The organism is Streptomyces sp. NPDC002181, assembly GCF_042890485.1.
Classification (GTDB): Bacteria; Actinomycetota; Actinomycetes; order Streptomycetales; family Streptomycetaceae; genus Streptomyces.
The window spans coordinates 45,885-72,220 of the sequence record NZ_JBIASC010000021.1 but is presented as its reverse complement, the minus strand read 5'-3'; the positions used below and the strand labels follow the sequence as shown (position 1 = coordinate 72,220).

The window sequence follows — 26,336 nt, the reverse complement described above, 5'->3', positions numbered from 1 at the left end:
ACCGGTCCGGCCCTCCGGACGCGCTGCCGCCGCAGTGGCGGTTTCGGTCTCCCTCCTGCGATTACCCGCCATCTCTTGGTGTTCCATTGACTCGCCCTTGGCGTTCTCTTTACCTTTGGATGGCGGTGGAAAACACCGATGCCATGGTCTTCCCATCACTGGAGGTATCGCCGTGGAGAAGCTCATCCGCACCATGACGCAGGACGACGTCTGGCGCCGCTGGGTCGAGGCCAACTCGGCGCAGTCCGCGAAGGACGGCTGTATCAGCGCCTCGCCCAAGGAGGGCTGCATCAGCCTCGCCGGCAAGAGCGGCTGCATATCCTGACGCACCCGGTCCGGCCCGACCGCCCGGCCCAAGGGGCCTTCGGAGGCGCGGCGCAGACGGGGCCTCGATCCCCGTCCGTCCGCCCCGGGGCCCCGCCCCGGGCGGATCCATCCTCCTGCCCCGCTACGGAAAGTGGCCATGGACGGCACAAGCACCCCGACCGGCATCCCCCAGTCGGACGGCCTGAAGGCCGCCGACGTCCTCGACTGCATCCGGGACATCCCCATGTACCGCCCCGCGCTCGACCTGGACGCGTTCCCCATCCTCGAGAAGCCGGCGATGGCGCAGGGCTTCCCGGACAACTGGATGACCCCGCGCCTGGCCGCCGCGCTGGCCTCCGGCGAAGCCGAGTACGTCTGGTCGACCGGCACGCACCACGCCCGGATGCAGCTCATCCGGCCCCCGTACTTCCTGCTGCGCTCCTACTACCGGCTGTGGAGCGAGCACCCGGACCTGGCGAAGACCTGGGCGGGCGGCTGCCGGCGGGTCTCGCTGACGACCGTCCTCGCCACCGAGCACGTGGCCCGCGTCAACGCCCGCCGCAACGGCACCGAACCGGTCGCCGCTCCGACGCCGGAAGACCGCCGGCTCGACGAGCGCACCATGTACCTCAATCTGCGCCTGGACCCCGGGCAGTGGGACAGGGGCGACGTCGAGCGGATGCTGGCCGAGATCCGCGGGGTCTCCGAGGCGCACCCCGACGGCGCCTACCACCTGGACTGCTCGGGCTACCACCTTGCCCATCTGGTGCGCCGGGCCGAGGAGTTCGGTCTGTGGGGGTCCGAGACGTTCCCGCGGCCGGCCAGCATCGTCACCGCGTACGAGTACACCCCGGCCAACGTCCGCCGCTACCTCGCCGAGCGGTTCGGCGTACCGGTGATCGATCTCTTCGGCAGCACCGAGCTGGGGTACCTGTACTACAGCGACCGGGACGGCCGCTACCACCCGTACCTGGACCGCATGGGAATCGAGCTCGTCCCCGTGGCCGCCGGCAGCGGCATCCACAGCCTGATCGTCACCAGCATCCGCAACCCGTACATGCCGCTGGTGCGCTACCGCTCGGGCGACTGCGTGCGCACCTCGGACGGCAGCGCCGATCCGGCGAAGGTCGTCGCGTTCTGCGGGCGCGAGAAGGAGCTGCTGGAGACCCCGCACGGGCCCGTCGCCCAGGCCGACCTCGACGACCGCGTGGCCGCCGTCGCGCCGGAGGTCTTCCTCTACCGCCTGGATGCGCACGGCGGCCCCGGCTCGGCGGCGCTGCTGCGCTACACCACCTTCGACGGGCGCCCGCCCGCCGAAGACCGGGACGCCGCGCTCGCCGCCGCGGTGACCGCCCTCACCGGGCGACCCTCCAGCACCGAGCACACCGCCCGCCTGCCGATCGGCACGTCCGGCAAGTACGCCTGGCTGGCCACCGCTGACAGCCGGGAACCGACGGCTGCGGACCCCCGAGGAGGAGGCGCATGAGCCCCCGTACGACGCCCGACGCGCTGCGCGCCCTCCTCGGCGAGCCGCTCCACGAGGAAGCGGTCCGCCACGCGCGGCGCCGCGCCGGCGTACCGCGTCCGTACGCCGAACGCCAGGTGCTCGAATGCATGCGCTACCTCTATCTGGTCTCCGCGCACCCGGACCGCCTGGGCGGGCTCTTCCTCCCGGTGGAGCAGGACATCGACGAGATCTGGCACTTCCTCATCCTGCAGACGCGCGAGTACCGGGAGCTGTGCGAGGAACGTCTCCCGGGGGGCTTCTTCGTCCACCACCGCAGCGTCGGGTACGAGGACTACCAGGCCGACCCCGGACGGGAGCGGGCCGTCGAGGAGGCGCTGCGCTGGATTCCGTTGTACTGCGCGGAATTCGGCCCGGTGGACGAGGGCATCCTGCCGCACTGGACGATCGTCCGCTTCCTCCACGAGGCCCTGGACCTGTCCCTGGCGGAGATCTCGGACCTCGAACCGTTCCCGGACCCGGTCGCGACGAGCACGGGCAGCAGCTGACACACCCGGAGGGGCTCCCGGCGTTGAGGCCACACCGCCCGCCACCGGGCCCAGGGCATGGCGAGCAAGGCCGCACAGCAGTGAGGCCGTGGTGCGTACGACGGTGCCGCCCCCGTTTGCGGTGGTTCGCCTCCTGGTGTGGACTCGGAAATCGTATGGGTGGGATCCACAGAGAGGAACGTGCCGATGTCCCCGAGGAAGCCGAGCATCGTCTTCGCCCATGGCCTGTGGGCCGACGGGTCCTGTTACAGCAAGCTGATCCCCGTCCTCCAGAGAGAGGGGCACGAGGTGGTGTCCGCGCAGAACGCGCTGAACACGTTGGAAGGCGACGTCGACGCCGTGCACAGGGCGCTCGCTCGGGTCAGCTCGCCGGCCATCCTCGTCGGGCACTCGTGGGGCGGCTTCGTGATCACGGCCGCCGGCACCGACGAGCGGGTCGCCGGGCTCGTCTACATCGCGGCCCTCGCCCCCGACGCGGGGGAGACGGCGCAGGACCTGATCGGCAGATTCGATGCGCCGCCGCTCTTCTCGCACCTGGACGCAGAGGACGGACGGTTGTGGATCAGCCGTGACGGCATCTCCGACTTCTGCGGGGACCTGCCGGAGGCCGAACAGCAGCTCGTGTGGGCGACGCAAGGGTCGGCGGCCGAGGCCCTGCTCGGTGCGACGACGGCCGACCCGGCCTGGCGGACCAAGCCCAGCTGGTTCTGCGTGACGGGGCAGGACCACGCGGTCGTCCCCGAACTCCAACGGTTCGAAGTCGGCCGCATGGGCGCGACGGCCGTCGACGTCGACTCCTCGCACGTCCCGATGCTGTCGCACCCCGAAGTCGTCCTGGACCTCATCCGCGACGCGGCCGGATCCGTTTAGGCCGACTCTTCCAGATCTTGCCGGTGAAGCCCGCGCCGTTCGGTGCCCATGGGGTCTCCCCAAGCCCGGGAGGGGCCGAGGGGAAGCATCGCACGCGGAGAGGCTCCTGCCTGGGCGTCTGAGGCTGGGTCGGCTGTCTCCACGGTCGACTGCGAAGGCCATACCGCGGCCGAACGCGTCGTCTGCGGGGGCCGCCGTCACCCCGACCGCAGGCCCATGCTCTGAGGGCGTGGCACCTTTCCGGCGGGAGTCCGTGCACCCTCGTCACCGACACCGACACCGACACCGACACCGACACCGTCACCGTCACCGACATGCAGGTGCTCCACGCGAAGGCTGCGCGCTGACCGGGCACCCGTGACCGGGCCTCGGTTCGGTCCGCCCCGGACGGCGTCGGACCACGGCCTTCGGCCAGTGCTCACGCGGGTCGTCCACAGCCCTTGTCACGTGAACAGGGGACCGGAAACAGGCGACTTCACCCGAATCGATGCTGTTCCTAGGCTGGACGGGCAAGCAAGCGGAGCATGCGTCGCGGGCCGGTCACCGGTGCGGCGCCGAGGGAGTTGTCTTGGCCAGTCACGATCCGATCGAACGCCCTGCGGAACTGTCGTTCAGCGCGTTCCGCGCGTCCGGAGCGCAGCAGCGGATGTACTTCCTCCAGCAGCTGGAGGAGGGCAGGCCGACCTACCACATGCCCGTCTTCTACGGCCTCGAAGGCCCGGTGGACGAAGCCGCGCTCCGCGCCTGCGCCCAGGGTCTGGTCGACCGGCACGAGGCGCTGCGCACCCGCTTCGTCCTGCGGGACGGCGAGCTGTGGCAGCACATCGACACCGAGGCCGCGCTCGTCTGGTCCTCCGCCGCGGCACGCGGAGCCGGGGACGTCGAGGAGTGGATGGCCGCCGAACACCACCGGCCCTTCGACCTGGAGTCCGGACCGCTCTTCCGGGCGGCCCTGCTGCACACCCCCGAGGGCGCGGTCCTCGCGCTCGCCATGCACCACATCGTCGCCGACGGCTGGTCCGTCGGGATCCTCGCCCGCGAGCTCCTCGCCTCCTACGCACACTACGGCGACGGGCCCGGCGGCCCTGACGGCACCGACCGTCGGCACCCGGCCGGGAACCTGGCCCCGCAGGCCCCCGAGTACCAGTACGCCGACTTCTCCGACTGGCAGGAGGAATGGCTCCGCGGCGCCGCCGCCCAGCGCCAGCTCGCCTACTGGGAGAAGCAGCTGGACGGCGAACTGCCCGACGCGCCCCTGCCCCGCGACGGCCGGCCGGCCGCAGGAGCGGCCCGCGGCGCGGCGGCGCTGCACTCGTTCGAGGTGCCGGCCCCGGTGCTCGCCCGGATGGAGCGCCTGTGCCGTGACACCCACAGCACCCCGTACACGCTGATGCTGGCGGCCTTCCAGATCGTGCTGGGCCGCTACACGGGCACCGACGACGTACTCGTCGGGACGCCGGTGGCGGGCCGCAACCGCAAGGAGTTCCAGGACACCGTCGGCCTGTTCGTCAATACGCTGGTGATCCGCGCCGATCTGTCCGACGATCCCGCCTTCCGGGTCCACCTGGAGCGCGTACGGGACACCGTGCTCGACGCCCAGGACCACCAGGACCTGCCCTTCGAACGCGTCGTCGACCGGATCGCCTCCGGACGCACCGGCGAGGAGGCCGCCCCCTTCCGGGTCATGTTCGGCCTGCACGACGAGGACGGCATGACCGACGGCCTGCCCGGCCCGAAGGCCACGCTGCTCGAAGGACCGGCCGGAACCGCCAAGTTCGACCTGACCTTCGACGTGGTACGCACCGGCGGCGCGCTGAGCTGCCGGATGGAGTACCGGGCGGACCTGTTCGACGCCGCCACCGTCCGACAGCTCGGCCGGCACTTCGCCCGCCTCCTGGACGCCGCCACCGAGAACCCCGAACTGCCGATCGGCGGACTGCCGATGCTGTCGGCCGACGAGCGGACCGGCATCGGCTCGCCGCTGCCGGACCGCGCCTCCCTCCCGGACGGCGCCTCCCTCCCGGACCGCGCCTCCCTCCCGCACACCCCGGGCGAGCCGACCTGCGTCCACGAGATCTTCGCCGGACACGCCGCCCGCACTCCCGACGCGGTCGCCCTCGTCCACGAGGGCGTCTCCCTCACCTACCGCGAGCTCGACACCCGCGCCAACCGGCTCGCGCACCGGCTGCGCGCCCTCGGCGTGGGCCCCGACACCCTCGTCGGACTGTGCCTGCCCCGCTCCGCCGACCTCGTCGTCGCCCTGCTCGGCATCCTCAAGGCCGGCGGTGCCTACCTGCCCCTCGACCCCGACAACCCGCCCGAGCGGCTGCGCCACATCGTCCAGGACGCCCGCCTGGAGCACGTCGTCGGCACCACCGACACCCGGGCCCTGTGGGACGCCCCCGGCCTGCACACCGTCGACCTGCTCGCCGACGCCCCGCTCCTGGCCGCCGAACCGGACACCGCCCCCCACACCGGCGTGACCCCGGACCACCTGGCCTACGTCATCTACACCTCCGGGTCCACCGGCCTCCCCAAGGGCACCCTGGTGCCCCATGCCAACGTCACCCGGCTGTTCTCCGCCACCGACCACTGGTTCGGCTTCGGCCCCGACGACGTGTGGACCCTCTTCCACTCCATCGCCTTCGACTTCTCCGTCTGGGAGCTGTGGGGAGCCCTCGCCCACGGCGGCCGCCTCGTCGTCGTCCCGTACGCGACCAGCCGCTCGCCCGAGGAGTTCCACCGGCTGCTGCGCGCCGAACGGGTCACCGTCCTCAACCAGACCCCCTCCGCCTTCTACCAGTTGGCCCGGGCCGACGAGGAACACCACCGCACGGCCGGACCGGCCGGCTCCGGGCTCGGCCTGCGCCACGTCGTCTTCGGCGGGGAAGCCCTCGACGTGGCCGCCCTCGCCGGGTGGTTCGCCCGGCACGGCGACACCTCACCCCGCCTGGTCAACATGTACGGCATCACCGAGACGACCGTGCACGTCACCTACCGGCCGCTGACCGCCCGCGACGCCGAGGAGGGCCGCGGCAGCGTCATCGGCGTGCCCATCCCCGATCTGCGCCTGCACCTGCTCGACGCGCGCGGCCGGACCGTCCCGCGCGGCGCCGTCGGGGAGCTGTACGTCGCCGGAGCGGGCCTGGCCCGCGGCTACCTGCGCCGACCCGAACTCACCGCCGAGCGCTTCCCCACCGCACCCGCCGGCGGTGTCGGCGACGCACCCGCAGGGCCCTCGGCCGGTGAGCGGCTCTACCGCACCGGAGACCTGGCGCGGGCCTTGCCCGACGGGGACCTGGAGTACCTCGGCCGCATCGACCACCAGGTCAAACTGCGCGGATTCCGGATCGAACTCGGCGAGGTCGAGGCCGCCCTGGCCGCCCACCCCCTCGTCGACGCCGCGGTCGCACTCGTCGCACCGGATCCCGCGGGGAACGACGTCCTGGTCGGCTACCTGGCCGTGACCGGGGCCGACGACGGGGCGGGCCCCACCGTCGAGGAGATGCGCGAGCACCTCTCGCGGCGGCTGCCCGGCTACATGATCCCCGGCGCGTTCGTCACCCTGCCCGCCTTCCCGCTGACCGCCAACGGCAAGACCGACCGGCGCCGGCTGCCCGCCCCGGGCTCGGCCGGCCGCACCCCCACCGCTGCCTACGAGGCACCCCGAGGGCCGGTCGAGACCGTGCTCACCGAGGTCTTCGCCCAGGTCCTCGGGCACGAACGGGTCGGCGCCCTGGACAACTGGTTCGCCCTCGGCGGGGACTCCATCCGCTCCCTCCAGGTGCTCGCCCGGGTCCGCGAACGAGGCCTCGACCTCACCGTCGCCGACCTCATGAGCTCCTCGACGGCCCGCGCCCTCGCCCCGCACGTCACCCAGCGGGACCAGGCGGCGGCCGCAGCCGTTGCCCCGTACGAGCCGTTCGCACTGCTGACCCCCGCGGACCGCGCCGCCCTGCCCGAGGGACTGGAGGACGCCTACCCGATGACCCGGCTCCAGGCCGGCATGCTCTACCACAGCGACCTGCCGTCGGCCGGCGGACGCGTCTACCACAACGTGGCCTCGTACCTGATCGAAGCGCCCTTCTCCGAGGACGCCTGGCGGACCACCGTCGAGGTCCTCGCGGCCCGGCACGAGATGCTGCGCACCTCCTTCGACCCGCACGGATTCACCGAGCCCCTCCAACTCGTCCACCGCGGCGCCCGGCCGGAGCTCACCTTCGAGGACCTGCACGGCCTCGACGCCGAGGCGCAGCGCACCGCCGTCGCCGCCCGCTACGCCGCCGAGCGCGACCGGCCCTTCGACTGGGACCGGCCCCCGCTGATCCGGTTCCACGTCCAACGCCTCTCCGCCACCCGGCTCCAGCTCTTCGTCGCCGAGCACCACGCCGTACTCGACGGCTGGAGCGAACGTTCGCTCCTCACCGAACTCGCCTCCTGCTACACCCAGGCGCTGGCCGCCCGGACCCCCGCGGACGGCCCCTCCCCGCAGGCCGGCCCCCGCTCCCGGTTCGCCTCCTTTGTCGCACTCGAACGGGCCGCGCTCGCCGACCCCGGGCAGCGCGCCTTCTGGACCGGCAAGGCCGCCGACGCCCCCGCGACCAAGCTGGCCCGCCCGGCGGCAACCGGCGGACCCGCCCGGATGTCCTGGTACCTCGCGCCCCTGCCCGGGGAACTGCACGCCCGACTCACCGCCCTGGCCGCCGCATGCGGCGTACCGCTGCGCACCGTCCTGCTCGCCGCGCACCTGAGGACCATGGCCCTGCTCGGCGGCGGCGACGCGGTCACCACCGGAGTGGTCCACAACGGCCGCGCCGAGGAGACCGACGGCGACAAGGTCGTCGGCGTCTTCCTGAACACCCTGCCGCTGAGCGTCGCGGTCACCGGGCTCAGCTGGCGCGGCCTCGTCGGGCACGTCGCCGCCGCGGAGGCGGAACTGCACGCGCACCGCCGCTTCCCGCTCGCCGAGATCCAGCGCCTGTCCGGGGGCGGCCCGCTCTTCGAGACCTTCTTCAACTACACCCACTTCCACGTGGAGCGGGACGGGCCGGCCGACGGCGCGTTCACCGTGCTGGAGGAGATCGGAGAGGCCGGCACCGACTTCGCCTTCGGCGCGGAGTTCTCCCGCAGCCCCGACGGCGCCCTGCTCGAACTCGGCCTGCGCTTCGACGCGGCCCAGTTCTCCGAGGAGCAGATGGCGAGCGCGCACGCCTCCTACACGGCCGCCCTGCGCGACCTCGCCGAGTTCCCGGACCGTGACTGCACGGTCGCCGACCTGCTGCCGCAGACCGAACACCACCGCTACGCCGAGTGGAACCGCACCGCCGTCGACCATCCGCGGCCGCACGTCCTGACCCGGCTGATCGACGAGCAGCGGGACCTGACGCCCGACGCCCCCGCCGTCCGCTTCGAGGGCGCCGAGCTGACCTACCGCGCCCTCGACACCGAGGCCGAGCGGCTGTGCGCGGCACTGCGGGAACGGGGCGCCGGCCCCGGCACGTTCGTGGGCCTGCTGCTGGAACGCTCCCTGGCCCTGCCCGTCGTCCTCCTCGCCGTCCTCAAGTCCGGCGCCGCCTACGTCCCGCTGGACCCGGAGCACCCGGCGCCGCGCGTACGGTCGCTTCTCGCCGAGTCCGGCATCGGCCTGGTGGTCGCCGAGGGCGCGTGGGCGGAGCGGCTGGAGGGCTCCGGGGTCACCGTCCTGAGGCCGGAGGAGGCCGCGACGGGCACCGCGGTTGCCGCCCGGGCGCCCGAGCCGTCCGATCCGGCGTACATGATCTTCACCTCGGGATCCACCGGCAAGCCCAAGGGGGTCGTGGTCGCGCACCGCGCCATCGCCAACAGGCTGCTGTGGATGCAGGACGAATACGGGCTGACCCCGGGGGAGCGGGTGCTGCACAAGACGCCGTACACCTTCGACGTCTCCGTGTGGGAGCTGTTCTGGCCGCTGCTGACCGGCGCCACCCTGGTCCTCGCCCGCCCCGGCGGCCAGCGCGACCCCGGCTACCTCGCCGGACTGATCCGGGCCGACGGCGTCAGCACGGTGCACTTCGTCCCGTCGATGCTGAGCGTCTTCCTCGACGACCCCGCGGCCGTGGCCGGCGCGGCCGGCCTCACCCGGGTGGTCTGCAGCGGCGAGGCCCTGCCGTACGAGGTCCAGCGCAGGTTCTTCGAGCGGCTGCCCGGCGTCGAGCTGCACAACCTCTACGGGCCCACCGAGGCGGCCGTCGACGTCACCTACTGGCAGTGCCGGCCGGACGGCGGCGACACCGTGCCCATCGGCCGGCCCATCGCCAACATGCGCACCCACGTCCTGGACCGCCGCCTGGCCGAGGTCCCCCTCGGCGTCACCGGTGAGCTCTTCCTCGAAGGCGTCGGCCTCGCCGACGGCTACCACGGACGACCCGAACTGACGGCCGAGCGGTTCATCGAGCACACCGGCCCGGACGGCACCACCCGGCGCCTCTACCGGACCGGCGACCTGGCCCGGCACCGCCCCGACGGAGCCCTGGAGTACGCGGGCCGCACCGACCACCAGCTCAAGATCCGCGGATTCCGCGTCGAGCCCGGGGAGATCGAGGCCGTCCTCGCCGAACACCCCGGCGTGCGCGACTGCGCGGTCCTGCCCCGCGGCGAACGCCTCGTCGGCTACTTCGTCCCCGAGGCGGCCGCCCCGGAGACCGCCCCGGGCCCGGTCTGCGCGCCCGAACCGGGCGAACTGGCCCGCCACGCCCGGGAGCGGCTCCCCGAGTACATGGTCCCCTCCGCCTGGGTGTGCCTGGCGGCCCTCCCGCTGACCGCCAACGGCAAGCTGGACCGCGCCGCCCTGCCCGATCCGGACCCCGCAGACCTGCGGGGCGGTGTCGAGCCGACCCCGCCCCGCGACGCCCTCGAATCCCGCCTCGCCGGGATCTGGGAGGACCTCCTGGCCGCCGGGCCGGTCGGCGTCCACGACGATTTCTTCGGGTCCGGCGGGCACTCCATCGACGCCCTGCGCCTGATCGGCCGGATCAACCGCGCCTTCGGTGAACGCCTCGGCGTGTCGGCCGTCCTGGAGCACCCGACCGTCGCCCGGCAGGCCGCTCTGCTGCGCGGCCGCCACGTCGAGGCGGTCCCGGACACGGTGGTGCGCCTGCGGACCGAGGGAACCCTCGACCCGCTCGTCCTGGTCCACCCGATCGGCGGCAACGTCTTGTGCTACCGCGCCCTGGCCGCCGAACTGGGCCCCGAACGACCGGTGTTCGGGCTGACCGCGCCCGGACCGACCGACCCCGAACCGGCATCCGACGCCACGCCCGACGCCACCGTCGAGGAGCTGGCCGCCGCCCACCTGGAGGCCCTGCGCCGGATCCGCCCCACCGGCCCCCACCACCTGGCCGGCTGGTCCTTCGGCGGGCTCCTCGCCTACGAGATGGCGGTCCAACTGCGCGCCGCCGGACAAGAGGTGGCGACCCTCGCACTGCTGGACACCGGCTACCCGGCACCCGGACACGTCCCCGACGACGAGAACGAGCTGCTGGAGTGGTTCCACGAGGACCTGGCCCGCTCCGCGGGGTTCGACCCCACCGAGGAGAGCCTGTCCGAGCTGCGGAGCGCCCTGCGGAGCGTCGCCGACGCCCCCGCCCGGCTCGCCGTCCTCGCCGAGCAGGTGGAACGCGAGGGCTTCGCCCCCGGCCTGGACCCGCGTGACCTCGCCCGGCACTACGCGGTCTTCCGCACCGGGATCCGCGCCGCCGCCGCGTACGAGCCCCCGGCCGCGCCCTGCCCCGTCCTGTTCCTCCAGAGCACGACCGGGGCCCGGGAGCACGCTGCCGACCGATGGGCGGCCCGGGCCGAGGCGGGCCTCACCCGCCACGACGCCGCCACCGACCACTACGGGCTGATGCGGCCGCCGCACAGCACCGCGGCCGCCGCCCTGCTGCGCACCGCCCTCGCCGAGGCCGACCACCGCTGAACGGGCGCCCCGGCCCGCCCGGGGCGCCCGCGCCTCCCTCCACCCCGCCCCAGCCCTTCGCGCGCCGTGCGCCGACGAGGCGTGCCCCGGCACGCCCCCGCGCCCCGCACCAGAACAGGAAACGGAACACACCACGTGACGAGTGACACCCCGGGGTCCGCCCCCGAGCTGAGCGGCCGGATCCGCGGCGGTCCCGCCGAACTCCTCCACGACGAAGTGCTCGCCCCGCAGTTCGGGTTCGAGTCCCGCCACCTGCTGCGCCACTACGTCGCCATCGAGAAGACCCTGGCCGCCGAGTACGTCCGCATGGACCTGATCACCGCCGGGGAGGCCCACCGGATCGCCACCCTGCTGGACGCCGTCGGGTCCGACACCCTCAGCGCGCAGCCCGGCGCCAACATGTCGGACATCGCCTTCGCCCTCGAACGGCACGTCGAGGCGGGCCTGCCCGCCCCGGTCACGCACTGGCACGCCGACCGCAGCCGCAACGACCTCCAGGCCTGCGCCCAGGTGATGTACGGCCGCGACCAGCTCGCCCGCTTCGCCGGCGCCCTCCTGGAACTCGTCTCCGTCGTACACGAGTTGGCTCAGGAGTCCTGCGACCTGCCCATGCCGGGGTACACCCACTTCCAGGCCGCCCAGATCATCACCCCCGGCTTCCACCTCGCCGCGCTCTCCGAACACCTGCTGCACACCCACGCCCGGCTGCTGAACGCGTACGACGGCATCGACACCTGCCCGCTCGGCGCCGGTGCCATGGCCGGACAGGAACTGCCCTGGGACCGCGACCGGATGGCCCGGCTGCTCGGCTTCTCCCGGCCGCAGCCCCATGCCCTGACCGCCGTGGCCTCGCGCCGCTGGAGCGCGGAACTGACCGCGGAACTCAGCCTGCTGGGCACCGCGCTGAGCCGCTTCACCACCGACCTGCTCACCTGGGGCGGCAGCGAGTACGGGTTCATCGAACTGCCCGACGAACTGTCCGGCATCTCCTCCGCCATGCCGCAGAAGAAGAACTACCCGGTCCTGGAGCGCATCCGGGGGCGCACCGCCCACCTGACGGCCTTCCACTTCGACGTGCTCCTGGGCCAGCGCAACACCCCCTTCTGCAACCTCGTCGAGGTGTCCAAGGAGGCCGGCACCCACCTCCTGAACGCCTTCGACTCGGCCCACGGCACCGTCCGCCTCCTCACCGAGGTACTGCGCCGGCTGACCTTCCGCGCCGACCGCATGCGCCAGGTGTGCGAACGCGAGTTCCTCGGCGGCTTCAGCCTCGCCAACGCCCTCTGCCTCACCGAAGGGGTGCCCTGGCGCACCGCCCAGGTCGTCGCCGGGAAGTACGTCGTGCTCGCCGCCACGGCGGGGGCCGCCCCCGCCCCGGGCGAGCCCGCCCTGCTGGCCGAGGCGGCCGCCGGACACGGCATCACCCTCGCCGACCCCGCCCGGCTCCTCGACGAGGCCTTCGACGTCGACCGGGGCCTGGAGCGCATGGTGTCCGCCGGGTCGGCCCGCCCCGACGCCGTCCGCGCGGTCCTGCGCGGCCAGCAGGAGACGTACGCACAGCTGCGCGCCGACTGGCAGGCGCGCGCCGCCGCGCTCCGCGCGGGCGCCGAGGAGGGCGACCGCGCCCTGTACGGGGCGCCCGACGACAAGATCCACGAGGAGGACGGCGATGGCGCCCGCACCCGCGTACAGCACGCCCACTGACACCGCCGCGGGGGCGACCACCGTCCCCGTCGGCCCCGGCTCCGGCAGCGCCTTCGGCACCTTCGGCGAATTGCTCCAGGGCGCCCTGCCCCACCCGCAGGGGGACTTCCTGGTCACCTTCCCCCTCGCCCGCTGGGCCACCGCCGTGTTCCATCCCGAGCCCGGCCGCCGCGAGGTCCGGGTGCGCCCGGCGCACAAGGCCAAGTCCCGCCGTGTCGCCGAGGCCGTCCTGGCCGCCCTCGACACGGCCGACGGCGGCCTGCTGGAGGTCGCCGGGGACCTGCCCGAGGGCAAGGGCCTCGCCAGTTCCTCCGCCGATCTGGTCGCCACCGTACGGGCCGTCGGGGCCGCCCACGGGCGCGCCTTCACCCCGGCCGAGACGGAGGACTTCCTGCGCGGCATCGAACCGGCCGACGGGGTCATGTACGACGAGATCGTCGCCTTCCACCACCGAGAGGTGCGCCTCGGCCGCCGCCTCGGGGTGCTGCCGCCCCTCACCGTCGTCGCCCACGACGAGGGCGGCCAGGTCGACACCGTCGCGCACAACCGGGGCGCCCGGGCCATCGACGCCGCCGACCGGGAGGAGTACGCGCGCCTGCTGGACCGGCTCACCGACGCCGTGGCCCGCGGCGACCTCGCCGAGGTCGGTGCCGTCGCCACGCGCAGCGCCGAGATGAACGCCCACCGCCGCCGGCGCGCCGGATTCGCGGAACTGCACGCCCTGTGCCGCGAGGTCGACGGGCTGGGCCTGGTCCTCGCCCACAGCGGCACCATGCTCGGTGTCCTCCTGGAGGCGAACGACCCCGCCCTCGCCGGCAAGACCGAGCACATCCGGGCCGGCTGCGCCGCTCTCGGCGGCGAGGTGTCCGTACACCGCTCCCTCGGCGCCGACGACAGCTGGAGCCCGCAGGCCCCACCCGCCCACCCCACCGAGCTGGAGATCTGAGCATGCTGTTCGACACCGTGACGGACGCGATCGGCGGGACCCCGCTGGTCCGGCTGCGTCTGGGCGAGGCCCGGGGCGTGGAGGTCTACGCCAAGCTGGAACTGCAGAACCTGTTCGCGATGAAGGACCGCGTCGCCCGCAACATCCTGCTGGAGGCCCGGCGGCTGGGCACCCTGAAGCCGGGCGACCCGGTCATCGAGAGCTCCTCGGGGACCATGGCCCTCGGCGTTGCCCTCGTCGGCCGATCGCTGGGCCACGAGGTGCACATCGTCACCGACCCGCGGATCGACCCCGTCACCCTCGCCAAACTCCGAGCCCTGGGCTGCCGGGTGCACGTCGTCGAGGCGATGACCAGCCACGGCTGGCAGAGCGCCCGCCTGGAGCGGCTCGCGGAGCTGCTCGGCGAACTGCCCGGCGCCTTCTGGCCGCAGCAGTACACCAACCCCGACAACCCCGGCGCCTACCGCACCCTCGCCGGTGAACTCCTGGCGGACCTCGGCCGGTTCGACACCCTCGTCGGAGCCGTCGGCAGCGGCGGCTCCCTGTGCGGCACCGCCCGGGCGCTGCGCGAGCGGCTGCCCGCCCTGCACGTCGTCGGCGTCGACTGCGTGGGCAGCGCGCTCTTCGGCCAGCCCGACGTGCCGCAGCGGCTGCAGAGCGGGCTGGGCAACAGCCTGCTGCCCAAGAACCTGGACCGCACCCTCGTCGACGAGGTGCACTGGCTCAACGACCACGAGGCCTTCGCCGCGACCTGGGACCTCGCAAGTGAGCAGCAGATCTTCGGCGGCAACACCTCGGGCTCCGTCTACCGCGTCCTCACCGGCCTCGCCGACCGCGCCGAACCCGGGACCCGGATCGTCGGCATCCTCCCCGACCGCGGCGACCGCTACGCCGACACCGTCTACAACGACGAGCACTGGGACGCGAACCGGCTGCGCGAGGTGCCCACCGCCACCGCGCCGGCCGTCCTCGGACCCGACGGGACCGCCCGCACCTGGTCCACCGTCGCCTACGGTCCGCCCGCCGGGATCGTCCGCCACCTGCTGTTCGTGGAGTCCAACACCACCGGCACCGGCATGCTCGCGCTGGAACGGGCGCGCGAACTGGGCACCGTCCCCGTCCTGCTGACCGGCGACCCCGACCGCTACCGGGGCCTCGCCGAGACCGGGGCCGAGGTGGTGCGCTGCGACACCAACTCCGACGCCTCCCTGCGCGCCGCCGTACAGGAGCGGTTCCGCCGCGAGGAGATCGCCGGGGTCACCACCACCAGCGACTTCTACGTACCGGCCGCCGCCCGGATCGCCCAGTGGCTCGGCCTGCCCGGCAACGCGCCCGAGGCGGTGGCCGTCTGCCGCGACAAGTCCGCCCTGCGCGAGAGGCTGCGGGCCGCGGGCGTCCGCCAGCCCCTCTACTCCCTGGTCCGCGAGCCGGCCGGAGCCGCGGCCGCCGTCGCCCGCACCGGACTGCCCTGCGTGGTCAAGCCGGCCGACGACTCGGGCTCCACCAACGTCCTGCTCTGCGCAGACGAGGCCGAGGTCCGCGCCCAGATCGAGCGGATCCTCGCGATCGACACCAACGTGCGGGGCATGCCCACCGCCCGCACCGTCCTCGTCGAGGAGTACCTGGACGGGCCGGAGTACAGCGTCGAGATGTTCGGCGGGGACGGGCAGACCGTGTGCGTCGGCATCACCGCCAAGTCCGTGACCGCCGGACCGCACTTCGTCGAGCACCGTCACCTCTTCCCCGCCCCACTGCCCGCCGCCACCGCCCAGCTGATCACCGACACGGTGACGGCGGCCCTGGACGCGGCCGGGATCCGGCTGGGCGCCACCCACACCGAGGTCAAACTGACCGCCGCCGGGCCCGCCCTCGTCGAGATCAACCCGCGCCCGGCCGGCGGCATGATCCCCGAACTGATCCGGCTCGCCACCGGCGTCGACCTCCTCGACGCGCAGCTGCGTGCCGCCCTCGGCCTGCCCCCGCACCTCAAGGCCGAGGAGGCCGGCCACGCCGGGATCCGGTTCCTCCTCGCCGACACCGACGGCACCCTCACGGCCGTCCACGGCGCCGAGGCCGCGGCGGCCGTGGAGGGAGTCGAATCGGTGCTGGTCACCGCCGCCCCCGGCACGCACGTACACAGGCCCCGCAGCGCATCCGACCGGCTCGGGCACGTGATCGCCCGCCACGCGGAGCCCGAGGGCGTACACGCAGCCCTGGACGCTGCGCACCGCCTGTTCCGCCTGGACATCGAAGCCGTGCCGAACTCCTGATCCACCGTCATATCCGTACCGAGGAAGCGCCGTACGACCCGTACGGCCACACCCGACCCGAAAGGCGAACCGCCATGAGCAACCCCTTCGAGAACGACAACGCCTCCTACGTCGTGGTCCGCAACGACGAGCTCCAGCACTCCCTGTGGCCCGCCGCCAACCCCGTCCCCGCCGGCTGGACCGTGGTCCACGGCCCCGACGGCCGCCAGGCCTGCCTGGACCACGTCGAGCAGGTCTGGACCGACATGCGCCCCGCCTCCCTGGTGGCCGCCCTCGCCGGGAACGCGCCCCGTGGCTGAGCCCGTCCACCGCACCGAGCACCCGGCCGGACCCGACCCCGTACGGACCCTGCGCACCCTCTTCGCCGAGGTCCTCGGCCGCGCCGAGGTCGACGCGGGCCACAGCTTCACCGGGCTGGGCGGCGACAGCATCCAGGCGATCCAGGTCGTCAGCCGTGCCCGCGCGGCCGGCCTGGTCGTCACTACCCGGGACGTGCTCCGCGCGGAGAGCGTGAGCGCGCTCGCCGCCACCGCCCGCGCCCAGGGCCGGGTGGGCGAGGACGCCGGACCGACCACGCCCCCGCGCCGGCTGGGCCCGCTGGCACCCACCCCCATCATGGGCTGGCTCGCCGAACTCGGCGGTCCCGTCGACACGTACAACCAGTCGCTCGTCCTGCGCACCCCTCCGGGCTTCGGGGCGGCCGCCGCCGAACGCACCGTCCAGGCCCTCCTGGACACCCACGAGATGCTCCGCCTGCGGCTGCCCGACGGGATCGGGGCCACCGGCGCGGAACCGGTCGTACCGCCCGCGGGCTCCGTCGCCGCGGCGGACCTGCTGGAGCACGTGGACGCCCGCGGGACCGCCGAGGCGGAACTCCCCGCCCTGACCCGGGAGCGGATGCGGGCCGCGCGGCGCCTGCTCTCGCCCCGCGACGGCCACATGCTGCGCGCCGTACTCCTGGACCGGGGAGCCGGACAGCAGGGACGGCTCGCGCTCGTCATCCACCACCTCGTGGTCGACGGCGTCTCCTGGCGGATCCTCCAGGACGACCTGCGCAGCTGCTGGACGGCGCTCGACGAGGGCCGCGAGCCCGTCCTGGAACCGGCGGCGACCCCCTTCGCGCACTGGGCCGACCTGCTGCGCGCGGAGGCCACCTCAGGCCGCCGGACCACCGAGGCCGACCGCTGGGCGGCCGCCCTGCGCGAAGCCCCCCAGCCCCTGGCCGGGGTCCGCGCGCCCGGTGGGCTCGACCCGGAGAGCCCGGAGAACACCCTCACCCTGACCCTCGGGCCGGAGGTGACGGGCCCCCTGCTCACCACCGCGCCCGGACTCGTCAACGGCACGGTCAACGACGTGCTGCTGACCGCCCTGGCTCTGGCCGTGCTCGGCCGGCGCGGCGCCGATGGCGCCGACGGTGCGGACGCCGACGGTGCCGACGGGGAGGGCGCCGTCCTCATCGACGTCGAGGGCCACGGCCGGGAGGACGTCGCCGACGGCACCGACCTGTCCCGCACCGTCGGCTGGTTCACCACCGTGTTCCCCGTCCGCCTCGCCCTCGGCCGCCCGGACCTCGACGAGGCCCGCACGGGCGGACCCGCGGTCGGCGCCGCCCTGCGGCTGGTCAAGGAGGAACTGCGCGCCGTACCCGACAAGGGAATCGGCTTCGGACTGCTGCGCCACCTCAACTCCCGTACCGGGCCCCGTCTCGCGGCGCGCGGCATCCCCCAGATCGGCTTCAACTACCTCGGCCGGTTCCCGATGGGCGGCGACGCCCCCTGGGACGCCGCGCCCGGCCACGACTTCGCCCTCGACGACGCCGACGAAGGCCTCCCGATGGCCCACGCGGTGGAGGTCAACGCGGCCGCCCACGAGGGCCCCGACGGCCTCACCCTCAGCGCCACCTGGACATGGGCGGGCAACGCCTTCCCCGGGCCGTGGGTCCACGACCTCGCGCGGGAGTGGTTCACCATGCTGCGCGCCGTCGTCACCCACGCCGCCCGCCCCGACGCCGGTGGGCTGACCCCCTCCGACGTCTCCCTCGCCCAGGTCAGCCAGGCCGACCTCGACACCTTCGAATCCCAGCTCGGAGCCCTGCTGTGATCCCTCTGTCCCACGCCCAGCAGCGGCTGTGGTTCCACGCCCGGGACGGCGCCGACGGCGCGCTCTACCACATCCCCGTCGGACTGCGGCTGCGCGGCGCCCTCGACCGCCCGGCCCTGCGTGCCGCGCTCGCGGACGTGAGCGGCCGCCACGAGGCGCTGCGCACCGTCTTCCCCGAGGAGGCTGGCCGCCCCCACCAGCGGGTCCTGGACCCCGCGGACGCCGCCCCGGTGCTCACCGTCACCGACTGCCCGCCCGCCGAACGCGCCCGGCTGGCCGGGGAAGCCTCGTCGCGGGCCTTCGACCTCCGCGTCGAACCACCGCTGCGCGCCGACCTGTTCACCGACGGCGCCGAGGACCACTACCTGCTCCTGGTCCTGCACCACATCGCGGGTGACGGCCACTCCGTGAACATCCTGGTCCGCGACCTCGCCGCCGCCTACACCGCCCGGTGCACCGGCCGGTCGCCGGAGTGGCCCGAACTGCCCGTCCAGTACCCGGACTACGCGCTGTGGCAGCGTGAACTCCTCGGCCCGGCCCAGGACCCCGCCTCCCTGCACGGCCGGCTGCTCACGCACTGGGCGACCGTCCTCGACGGTCTGCCCGAGGAACTGGCCCTGCCCGCCGACCGGCCGCGCCCGGCCGTGGCCGGCCACCGGGGCGCACTGGTGGAGGCACGGACCGACGCCGCCGCCCACGCCGGACTGGCCGCGCTGGCCCAAGGCGCCCGCGCCACCCCGTTCATGGCCGTCCAGGCCGCCCTCGCGGCCCTGCTCACCCGCCTCGGGGCCGGCACCGACCTGCCGCTGGGCTGCCCCGTCGACGGCCGGGACGACGAAGCCCTCACCGACCTCGTGGGCCTCTTCGTCAACACCCTGATCGTGCGCGCCGACACCTCGGGCGACCCCACCTTCACGGAGGTGCTGGGCCGGGTGCGCACCGCCGCCCTGGAGACGTACGCCCACCGGGAACTGCCCTTCGAATCGCTGGTCGAACGCCTCAACCCGGCCCGCTCGGCCGCCCGCCACCCGCTGTTCCAGGTCGCCGTCTCCGCCCAGCGCGGCGAGCCGCGGAGCCCCGCCTTCGCGGGCCTTCGGGCCGAGGTCGAGGCGGTGCGCACCGACACCGCCAAGTTCGACCTCACCCTGGAGGTGGAGGAGCTCCACGACCCGGCCACCGGGCAACCCCTGGGCCTGCTCCTCGGCCTGGAGTACGCGAGCGACCTGTTCGACGAGGCCACGGCCCGGCGCCTGCTGGACCGTCTCGTCCACCTCATCGGCGCCGTCGTCCGCGAGCCCGGCGTCCCGCTCTCCGCACTCGACGTCCTGCTGCCCGGGGAGCGCGCCGACCTGCTGGAGCACTGGCAGGGCGCCCCCGTCGCCCCCGACGCCCGCACCGTCCACGGCGCCTTCGAGGAGCGGGCCGCCGCCCACCCCGACCGCCCCGCGGTGGTCTGCGCCGGCCGGGAGACCACGTACGGCGAACTCGACGCCCGGGCCGACCGGATCGCCGGACGGCTGCGCGCCCTCGGCGTCCGACCGGGCGAGTCCGTCGCCGTACTGATGGACCGCTCATCCGACCTCGTCGCCGCCTGCCTGGGCATCCTCAAGGCGGGCGCCGCCTACCTGCCGCTGGACGCGCGGGCTCCGCGCGCCCGTACCGAGGCCGTGCTCACCGCGGCCGGGGCCGCCGTCCTCGTCACCGACGTCCCGGACGGGGAACCCGTGCCGGCGGGTCCGCGCCATGTACTGCGTCCGGACGGGCGGCCCGCCACGGAGGCCGGGACGACCGCGGCCGCGGGACCGGGCGGGCACGCCGACGCGCTCGCCTACCTGATGTACACCTCCGGCTCCACCGGCACCCCCAAGGGCGTGGCCGTCTCCCACCGCGAGGTCGTCGCCCTCGCCACCGACCGGCGCTGGCGCGGCGGCGCGCACGAGCGGGTGCTGTTCCGCTCCCCGCACGCCTTCGACGCCTCCACCTACGAAATGTGGGTGCCGCTCCTGAACGGCGGCCTGGCCGTCGTCGCGCCGCCCGGCGAACTCGACGTCGACGCGCTGGCCCGGCTGATGTCCGAGGAGAAGGTCACCGGGACCTTCCTCACCGCCACTCTCTTCAACGTCCTCGCCGACCGCTGCCTGCCCGCGCTCGGCACGCTGCACGAGGTGATGACCGGAGGCGAGGCCGCCTCGCCGTCCATGGTCCGCCGGGTCCGCGAGGCCTGCCCCGGCACCACCGTCACCAACGCCTACGGCCCCACCGAGACCACCACCTTCGCGGCGACCTTCGCCGTCGGGCCGGGCCAGGAGGCCCCCGCCGGACAGGTCCCGATCGGCCGCCCCCTCGACGGTACGCAGCTGTACGTCCTGGACGAGCGGCTCGGCCTCGTGGCGCCCGGCGTCGTCGGCGAGCTCTACATCGCGGGCGCCGGACTCGCACAGGGCTACCTCGGCCGGGCCGGGCTGACCGCAGAACGCTTCGTCGCCTGCCCCTACGGCCCCCGGGGCAGCCGGATGTACCGCACCGGCGACCTGGCCCGCTGGAGCACCGACGGCCAGGTCGAATACCTCGGCCGCGCCGACCGGCAGGTCAAGATCCGCGGACTGCGCATCGAACCCGCCGAGATCGAGCACGTCCTGGCCGGCCACCCGGCGGTGGGCCAGGCCGCCGTCACCGTCGTGGACACGGCCGCCGGTCCCGCGCTCGCGGGCTACGCCGTCCCCGCCGAGGGCACCCCCGCACCCGATCCGCGGGAACTGCGCGAGCACCTGCGCGCCCGGCTGCCCGACTACATGGTGCCGGCCACCCTCACCCTGCTCGACGCCTTCCCCGTCACCGCCAACGGCAAGACCGACCTGGCCGCCCTGCCCGTGCCGGGCCCGGCGACGGCCGGCACCGCGGGGGCCCACCAGGAGCCGCGCACCGACGAGGAGCGCGCCCTGTGCGCCCTGTGGGAACAGGTCCTGGGCGTGCCGCGCATCGGCGTCCACGACAGCTTCTTCGACCTCGGCGGACACTCCCTGCTCGCCACCCAGCTGCTCGCCGAGGTCCGGGACCGGTTCGGCGGCGCCGTCACGATCCGCCGGTTCTTCACCGGCCCCACCGTCGCCGAACTGGCCGCCGCCCTGCCCGCCGCCTCGGCCGCGGCCGCCGGCGCCGAGGACCCGCCGATCGTCCGCCGGGCCCGCCGCACCCAGACCGCCTGACCACCGAAGGAACACCACCGTGAACCACCCGCCGTCCACCCCCGCCGCCACCCCCGTCGCCGCCCCGGCCGCCCGCTCGCTGGTCGAGGACGTCCTGCCCCTGTCCCCGCTCCAGGACGGCATCCTCTTCCACGCCCTCTTCGACGAGGAGGAACGCGACGTCTACGTGGCCCAGCTGCTCCTCGACCTCGACGGCCCCCTCGACGCGGACCGTCTGCGCGCCGCCGCCGACACCGTCCTGGAGCGGCACGCCAACCTCCGCGCCGGCTTCCTGCGCCGCGCCACCGGCGAACCCGCCCAGGTCGTCCAGCGCGGCGTTCGGGCCCCCTGGCAGGAGACGGACCTGTCCGGGCTCGACGAGACCGAGCGCACCGCCGCCGTCGACGCCCTCCTCGCCGAGGACCGGGCCACCCGCTTCGACCTCGCCCGGCCGCCGCTGCTGCGCTTCACCCTCGTCCGCACCGGCCCGCTGTCCCACCGACTGCTGCTGACCTACCACCACATCGTGATGGACGGCTGGTCCTGGCCGGTCCTGGTCCGCGAACTCCTCGCCCTGCACCACGCCGACGACGCCCCGCTGGGACCCGTCACCCCCTACTCCGCCTTCCTGAGCCGGCTCCACAGCCGCGACACGGCCGCCGCCCAGGACGCCTGGACCCGCGCCCTGGACGGCCTGCCCGGCGGAACCCGTACCGCGCCCGTGTCCCCGCCGCCCGGCTCGGTGCTGCCCGACCGCGTGGAGACGTACCTCCCCGAGTCCCTCACCGAACGGCTCGGCGCCCTCGCCCGCGGCCACCGGATCACCTCCGGAACCCTGCTCCAAGGCGCGTGGGCACTTCTGCTGGGCCGGCAGATCCGCTCCGAGGACGTGGTCTTCGGCGCCATCGTCAGCGGTCGCGACCCCGAACTGCCCGGCGTCGCCGACATCGTGGGCCTGTGCATCAACACCGTGCCGGTCCGCGTACGCATCGACCCGGCCGAGTCCCTCGTCGCGCTGTTCGAGCGGCTCCAGGACGAGCAGGCGCGCCTGATCGACCACCACCACCTGGGGCTGGTCGAGATCCAGCGGCTCGCGGGAGCGGGCGAGCTCTTCGACTCCTGCGTCGCCTTCCAGAACTACCCGGTCGACGCGGCCGGCCTCGCCGCACTCGGCGCGGGCGGGCTCCGGGTCACCGGAGTGGACCCGTACGACGCCGCCCATTACCCGCTCTCGTTGACCGCCATCCCCGGCGACCGGCTGCGGCTGCAGATCGACTACAGGCCGGACGTCTTCGAACGCGACACCGCCCAGGCCCTGATCGAACGCCTCGCCCGGCTCCTGGAAGCCGTCGCCGAGGACCCCTCGTGCCCGGTGGGCACCGTGGACCTGCTCTCGCCCGCCGAACGCCACCGCGTCCTGGTCGAATGGAACGACACGGCCCGTGACGAGGAGTACGCGGAGGTCGTCGAGCGCGTCCGGCAGCAGGCCGGCCTCCGCCCCGACGCCGTCGCCACCACCGACGAAACCGGCCGCGAACTGAGCTACGCGGACCTCGTGGCCCGCGCCGACGCCCTCGCCCTGGCCCTCCTCGCCGACGGGGTGCGCCCCGGCGACCTGGTCGCCGTACTCAGCGAGCCCACCGCCCGCGTCCCCGTCGCGATGCTCGGCATCCTCGGCTCCGGTGCGGCCTACGTCCCCCTCGACCCCGAGGGCCCCGTCACCCGTACCGCCGACCTCCTGGCGAGCGGCGGGATCGCCCGCCTGCTGGCCGCCCCCGAACAGCGGGCGCGCGCCGAGGAGATCGCCGCCGCGGTCCCCGGCGGGCTGCCCGTCCTGGTGATCGACGACGCGGCCGCCGCGGCTCCGGGCGAGCGCCCGGCGCCGGCCGGCGGTCCCGACGCCCTCGCCTACGTCTGCTTCACCTCGGGCTCCACCGGCAAGCCCAAGGGCGCCATGGTCCACCGCCGGGGCATGAACAACCACCTCCTGGCCAAGGTCGAGGACCTCGGTCTCGGCGACGGCGACCGCGTGGTGATGAACGCCCCGCTCACCTTCGACATCTCCGTGTGGCAGATGCTCGCCCCGCTGATCACCGGCGGACAGGTCCACCTGGTCACCCGGGACACCGCCCGCGACCCGGCCGCCCTGTTCGACGATGCCGCCCGCCGGGGGATCACCGTCCTGGAGACCGTGCCCTCCTTCGTCCGCGCCGCCGTCGACCTGTGGGACACCGGCGTGCTGCCGCCGTCCCTGCCCGAGCTGCGCTGGTTCATCGTCAACGGGGAGGTGCTGCCGCCCGAACTGTGCACCCGCTGGTACGCGCGCCACCCGCAGGCCGCGATCGTCAACGCCTACGGCCTCACCGAGTGCTCCGACGACAACACGCACGCCTTCATCGGCCCCGAAGTGCACGCCCAGCTGGAACACGGCCGGCTGCCCGTCGGACGCCCGCTGCGCAACAACTCCCTCTACCTGCTGGACGCCGCGCTGGCCCCCGTACCGCCCGGTGTGCCCGGCGAACTCTTCATCGGCGGCACCGGCGTGGGCCCCGGATACCTGCGCGACCCGCGCCGCTCCAGCGAGCGCTACGTCCCCGACCCGTTCTCCGCCGTGCCCGGCAGCCGCATGTACCGCACCGGCGACCTCGCCCGGATGCGGGCCGACGGCCAGCTCGACTTCCTCGGCCGCCAGGACCACCAGGTCAAGGTCCGCGGCAATCGCATCGAACTGGGCGAGGTGGAGACCGCGCTGCGCGCCGTGCCCGGCGTCGGCGAGGCCGTCGTCGCCGTCGACCGGGACCACGCGGGCCAGCAGCGGCTCATCTGCTACTTCACCGGTACGCCCAGCGCCGAGGAGGTCCGCACGGAACTGGGCCGGAACCTCCCCAACTACATGGTCCCGTCGCTGTTCCTGCACCTGCCGCGGTTCCCGCTCACGGTCAACGGCAAGCTCGACCGCAAGGCGCTCCCCGACCCGGCCACCGTGCACCGCCCCGCCGGACGGCTGCCCGCCACCCCCACCGAGAAGACGGTCTGCGAGGTCTTCGCCTCCGTCCTCGGCCTCCAGGAGGCCGGGATGGACGACGACTTCTTCGCCCACGGCGGCCACTCGCTCCTCGCCACCCGCCTGACCGGCCGCATCGGCACCGAACTCGGCGTACGGCTGGGCATCCGCGATCTCTTCGAGACGCCCACCCCCGCGGGCATCGCCGCCCGCCTCGCCGAGGCCGCCACCGCCCCCGCCCGCCCCGCGCTGCGCCCCCGCTCCCGTGAGCGGGCGTAACCGGCCCCACCGGGCCCCACCGGGCCCCACCGGTCCCCACCGGGCCCCACCGGGCCCCGCCAGGACCGACCAGGTCCGACCGCGCCGCGAAGAGCCCGACCGCACCCCCAGGAGACACCACCACCATGAGCCCGACCGAGACCACCCCCGTGCCCCTGCGCATCGCGCACCGGGCGGGGCTCACACCCGGGGCCACCGCCGTCCGCGCACCCGAGGGCGAGCTGACGTACCGCCAGTTCGACCGGCGGGCGCGGGCGGTGGCCGAGGAGTTGCGCGCGGCCGGCGCCGGGCCGGAGGACACCGTGCTCCTGGGGGTGCGCCGCGGCGTCCACTGGGCGGTGGGGCTGCTGGGCATCTGGTACGCCGGCGCGGCCCCCCTCCTGGTGGACCTCGACGCCCCCGACGAGCGGCTGCGCACCCTGCTGCGGGCCGCCGGCACCCGGCACGCGGTCGCCCCGGACACCCATGCCGCCGCGATGCTGCAACGCCGGACCGGGAGCGAGCTGTTCTGGGCCTCCACCACGACCGCGGCCCCCGCGTCGGCGGCCCCGCCCGCCGACGTCGCACCGGGGTCCCTCGCCTACGTGCTCTTCACCTCCGGATCCACCGGGCAGCCCAAGCCCGTGGCGGTCGGCCACGCCGGACTCGCCGCGCAGGTCGCCACCCTGGCCGAACGCTACGGGCTGACCGACCAGGACGCGGTCCTGCAGTTCGCGGCCCCCGCCTTCGACGTCAGCCTGGAGGAGGCCCTGCCCACCTGGTGCACGGGCGGCGCGGCCGTCTTCGTCAAGGACAACGTCCTCTCGCCCGCCGAACTGGAGCCGTTCCTGGCCGCGGAGCGGATCAGCGTCGTCAACCTGCCCACCCCGTACTGGTCGCAGTGGGCCAAGGACCTGGAGCGCGCCCCCCGGCCGCTGCCGTCCGCCCTGCGCCGGGTGGTGATCGGCAGCGACGCGGGCCGCACCGCGGACCTCACGCGCTGGACGACGGCCGGCCACCCCCCGGTGATCAGCTGCTACGGCCTCACCGAGTCCACGATCACCGCCACCTCCTACGAGCCGACACCGGCCGAACTCGCCGGCTTCACCGGCGGCGAGCTGATCCCGCTCGGCGAACCCCTGGCCGGCGTACGGGCGTACGTCCTCGACGAGGAACTGCGCGAGGCGCCCCCCGGCGCCGCGGGGGAGCTGTACCTGGCGGGTTCCTGCCTGGCGCGCGGCTACCACGGCCGGCCGGGCCTGACCTCCGAGCGGTTCGTCGCCGACCCCTTCGCCGATGCCCCGGGCGAGCGCATGTACCGCACGGGCGACCGGGTCACCCGCGCCTCCGGCAGCGGCCCGCTCGTTTTCCTCGGGCGCGCGGACGACCAGGTCAAGATCCGCGGCCACCGCGTCGAACTCAAGGAGGTGGAGGCAGCCGTGGCCGCCCACCCCGACGTCGTCGACGTGGTCGTGCGCGCCGTCGCGGCGGCCGACGGACCGCAGCTCGCCGCCTGGGCCGCCGTCACGGTCGGCAGCCCCCTCACCCCGGACGCACTGCGGCGTCACCTTCTGGCCAAGATGCCCGGGTACCTCGTACCGGCCGTGGTGACACTGATGGAGCGGCTGCCCCGTACCCCGGGCGGCAAGCTCGACCCCAAGGCGCTCCCGGCGCCCGCCCCCCGATGAACCCGCACCCAGCGGACCCCGTCCGCGACCAGACAAGG

General features: G+C 74.5%; 13 protein-coding genes. All 13 read left to right on the top strand.

The genetic code is table 11. The annotated features are described in order from the left end of the window. The first annotated feature begins 172 nt into the window (after positions 1 to 172). The 13 genes from ACFYXV_RS33005 to ACFYXV_RS32945 all read left to right on the top strand — a co-directional run bounded on the left by ACFYXV_RS33005 (position 173) and on the right by ACFYXV_RS32945 (position 26,298). The gene (locus ACFYXV_RS33005) at positions 173 to 325 is read left to right on the top strand and encodes a hypothetical protein (protein ID WP_229333940.1); all 153 of its coding nucleotides are present in this window, start codon (positions 173 to 175) and stop codon (positions 323 to 325) included. Between the two features lie 138 nt (positions 326 to 463). Beyond that, complete coding sequence (locus ACFYXV_RS33000) at positions 464 to 1,792, top strand: hypothetical protein (protein WP_389384937.1); 1,329 nt, start codon at positions 464 to 466, stop codon at positions 1,790 to 1,792. After that, positions 1,789 to 2,319: a hypothetical protein gene (locus ACFYXV_RS32995; protein WP_385473692.1), complete on the top strand. Its 531-nt coding sequence runs from the start codon at positions 1,789 to 1,791 to the stop codon at positions 2,317 to 2,319. Before ACFYXV_RS33000 ends, ACFYXV_RS32995 begins: the two co-directional genes overlap by 4 nt. Before the next feature lie 186 nt (positions 2,320 to 2,505). Further along, positions 2,506 to 3,189 carry an alpha/beta fold hydrolase gene (locus tag ACFYXV_RS32990; RefSeq protein WP_389384936.1) on the top strand — a complete coding sequence of 228 codons (684 nt, stop codon included), beginning with the start codon at positions 2,506 to 2,508 and terminating at the stop codon, positions 3,187 to 3,189. Positions 3,190 to 3,757: 568 nt separating this feature from the next. Further along, positions 3,758 to 11,143, top strand: coding sequence for an amino acid adenylation domain-containing protein (locus tag ACFYXV_RS32985; protein WP_389384935.1), 7,386 nt, complete (start codon positions 3,758 to 3,760; stop codon positions 11,141 to 11,143). A 135-nt stretch (positions 11,144 to 11,278) separates the two neighbouring features. Further along, positions 11,279 to 12,847: an argininosuccinate lyase gene (locus ACFYXV_RS32980; protein WP_389384934.1), complete on the top strand. Its 1,569-nt coding sequence runs from the start codon at positions 11,279 to 11,281 to the stop codon at positions 12,845 to 12,847. Beyond that, positions 12,813 to 13,793: a kinase gene (locus ACFYXV_RS32975; protein WP_389384933.1), complete on the top strand. Its 981-nt coding sequence runs from the start codon at positions 12,813 to 12,815 to the stop codon at positions 13,791 to 13,793. The genes ACFYXV_RS32980 and ACFYXV_RS32975 overlap by 35 nt, the downstream gene beginning before the upstream one ends. Before the next feature lie 2 nt (positions 13,794 to 13,795). Next, entirely contained in the window at positions 13,796 to 16,063 is a 2,268-nt protein-coding gene (locus ACFYXV_RS32970) for a pyridoxal-phosphate dependent enzyme (RefSeq protein WP_389384932.1), read from the top strand. A gap of 74 nt (positions 16,064 to 16,137) precedes the next feature. Next, on the top strand, positions 16,138 to 16,362 hold the full coding sequence (locus tag ACFYXV_RS32965) for an MbtH family protein (protein ID WP_383499449.1): 225 nt from the start codon (positions 16,138 to 16,140) through the stop codon (positions 16,360 to 16,362). Further along, on the top strand, positions 16,355 to 18,163 hold the full coding sequence (locus tag ACFYXV_RS32960; protein WP_389384931.1) for a condensation domain-containing protein: 1,809 nt from the start codon (positions 16,355 to 16,357) through the stop codon (positions 18,161 to 18,163). The genes ACFYXV_RS32965 and ACFYXV_RS32960 overlap by 8 nt, the downstream gene beginning before the upstream one ends. Beyond that, positions 18,160 to 21,369, top strand: a complete 3,210-nt coding sequence (locus tag ACFYXV_RS32955) for an amino acid adenylation domain-containing protein (protein ID WP_389384930.1) — start codon at positions 18,160 to 18,162, stop codon at positions 21,367 to 21,369. Before ACFYXV_RS32960 ends, ACFYXV_RS32955 begins: the two co-directional genes overlap by 4 nt. 19 nt (positions 21,370 to 21,388) lie before the next feature. Next, positions 21,389 to 24,631 carry an amino acid adenylation domain-containing protein gene (locus ACFYXV_RS32950; RefSeq protein ID WP_389384929.1) on the top strand — a complete coding sequence of 1,081 codons (3,243 nt, stop codon included), beginning with the start codon at positions 21,389 to 21,391 and terminating at the stop codon, positions 24,629 to 24,631. A gap of 125 nt (positions 24,632 to 24,756) precedes the next feature. Beyond that, the gene (locus ACFYXV_RS32945; protein ID WP_385473711.1) at positions 24,757 to 26,298 is read left to right on the top strand and encodes an amino acid adenylation domain-containing protein; all 1,542 of its coding nucleotides are present in this window, start codon (positions 24,757 to 24,759) and stop codon (positions 26,296 to 26,298) included. The last annotated feature ends 38 nt before the right edge of the window (positions 26,299 to 26,336 follow it).

What these genes read in the sequence shown, in the direction of transcription:
- ACFYXV_RS32995 (WP_385473692.1), top strand. Translation starts at nt 1,789, where the DNA reads ATGAGCCCCCGTACGACGCCCGACGCGCTGCGCGCCCTCCTCGGCGAG.
- ACFYXV_RS32970 (WP_389384932.1), top strand. Translation starts at nt 13,796, where the DNA reads ATGCTGTTCGACACCGTGACGGACGCGATCGGCGGGACCCCGCTGGTC.
- ACFYXV_RS32945 (WP_385473711.1), top strand. Translation starts at nt 24,757, where the DNA reads ATGAGCCCGACCGAGACCACCCCCGTGCCCCTGCGCATCGCGCACCGG.
- ACFYXV_RS32975 (WP_389384933.1), top strand. Translation starts at nt 12,813, where the DNA reads ATGGCGCCCGCACCCGCGTACAGCACGCCCACTGACACCGCCGCGGGG.
- ACFYXV_RS32990 (WP_389384936.1), top strand. Translation starts at nt 2,506, where the DNA reads ATGTCCCCGAGGAAGCCGAGCATCGTCTTCGCCCATGGCCTGTGGGCC.
- ACFYXV_RS32965 (WP_383499449.1), top strand. Translation starts at nt 16,138, where the DNA reads ATGAGCAACCCCTTCGAGAACGACAACGCCTCCTACGTCGTGGTCCGC.
- ACFYXV_RS33000 (WP_389384937.1), top strand. Translation starts at nt 464, where the DNA reads ATGGACGGCACAAGCACCCCGACCGGCATCCCCCAGTCGGACGGCCTG.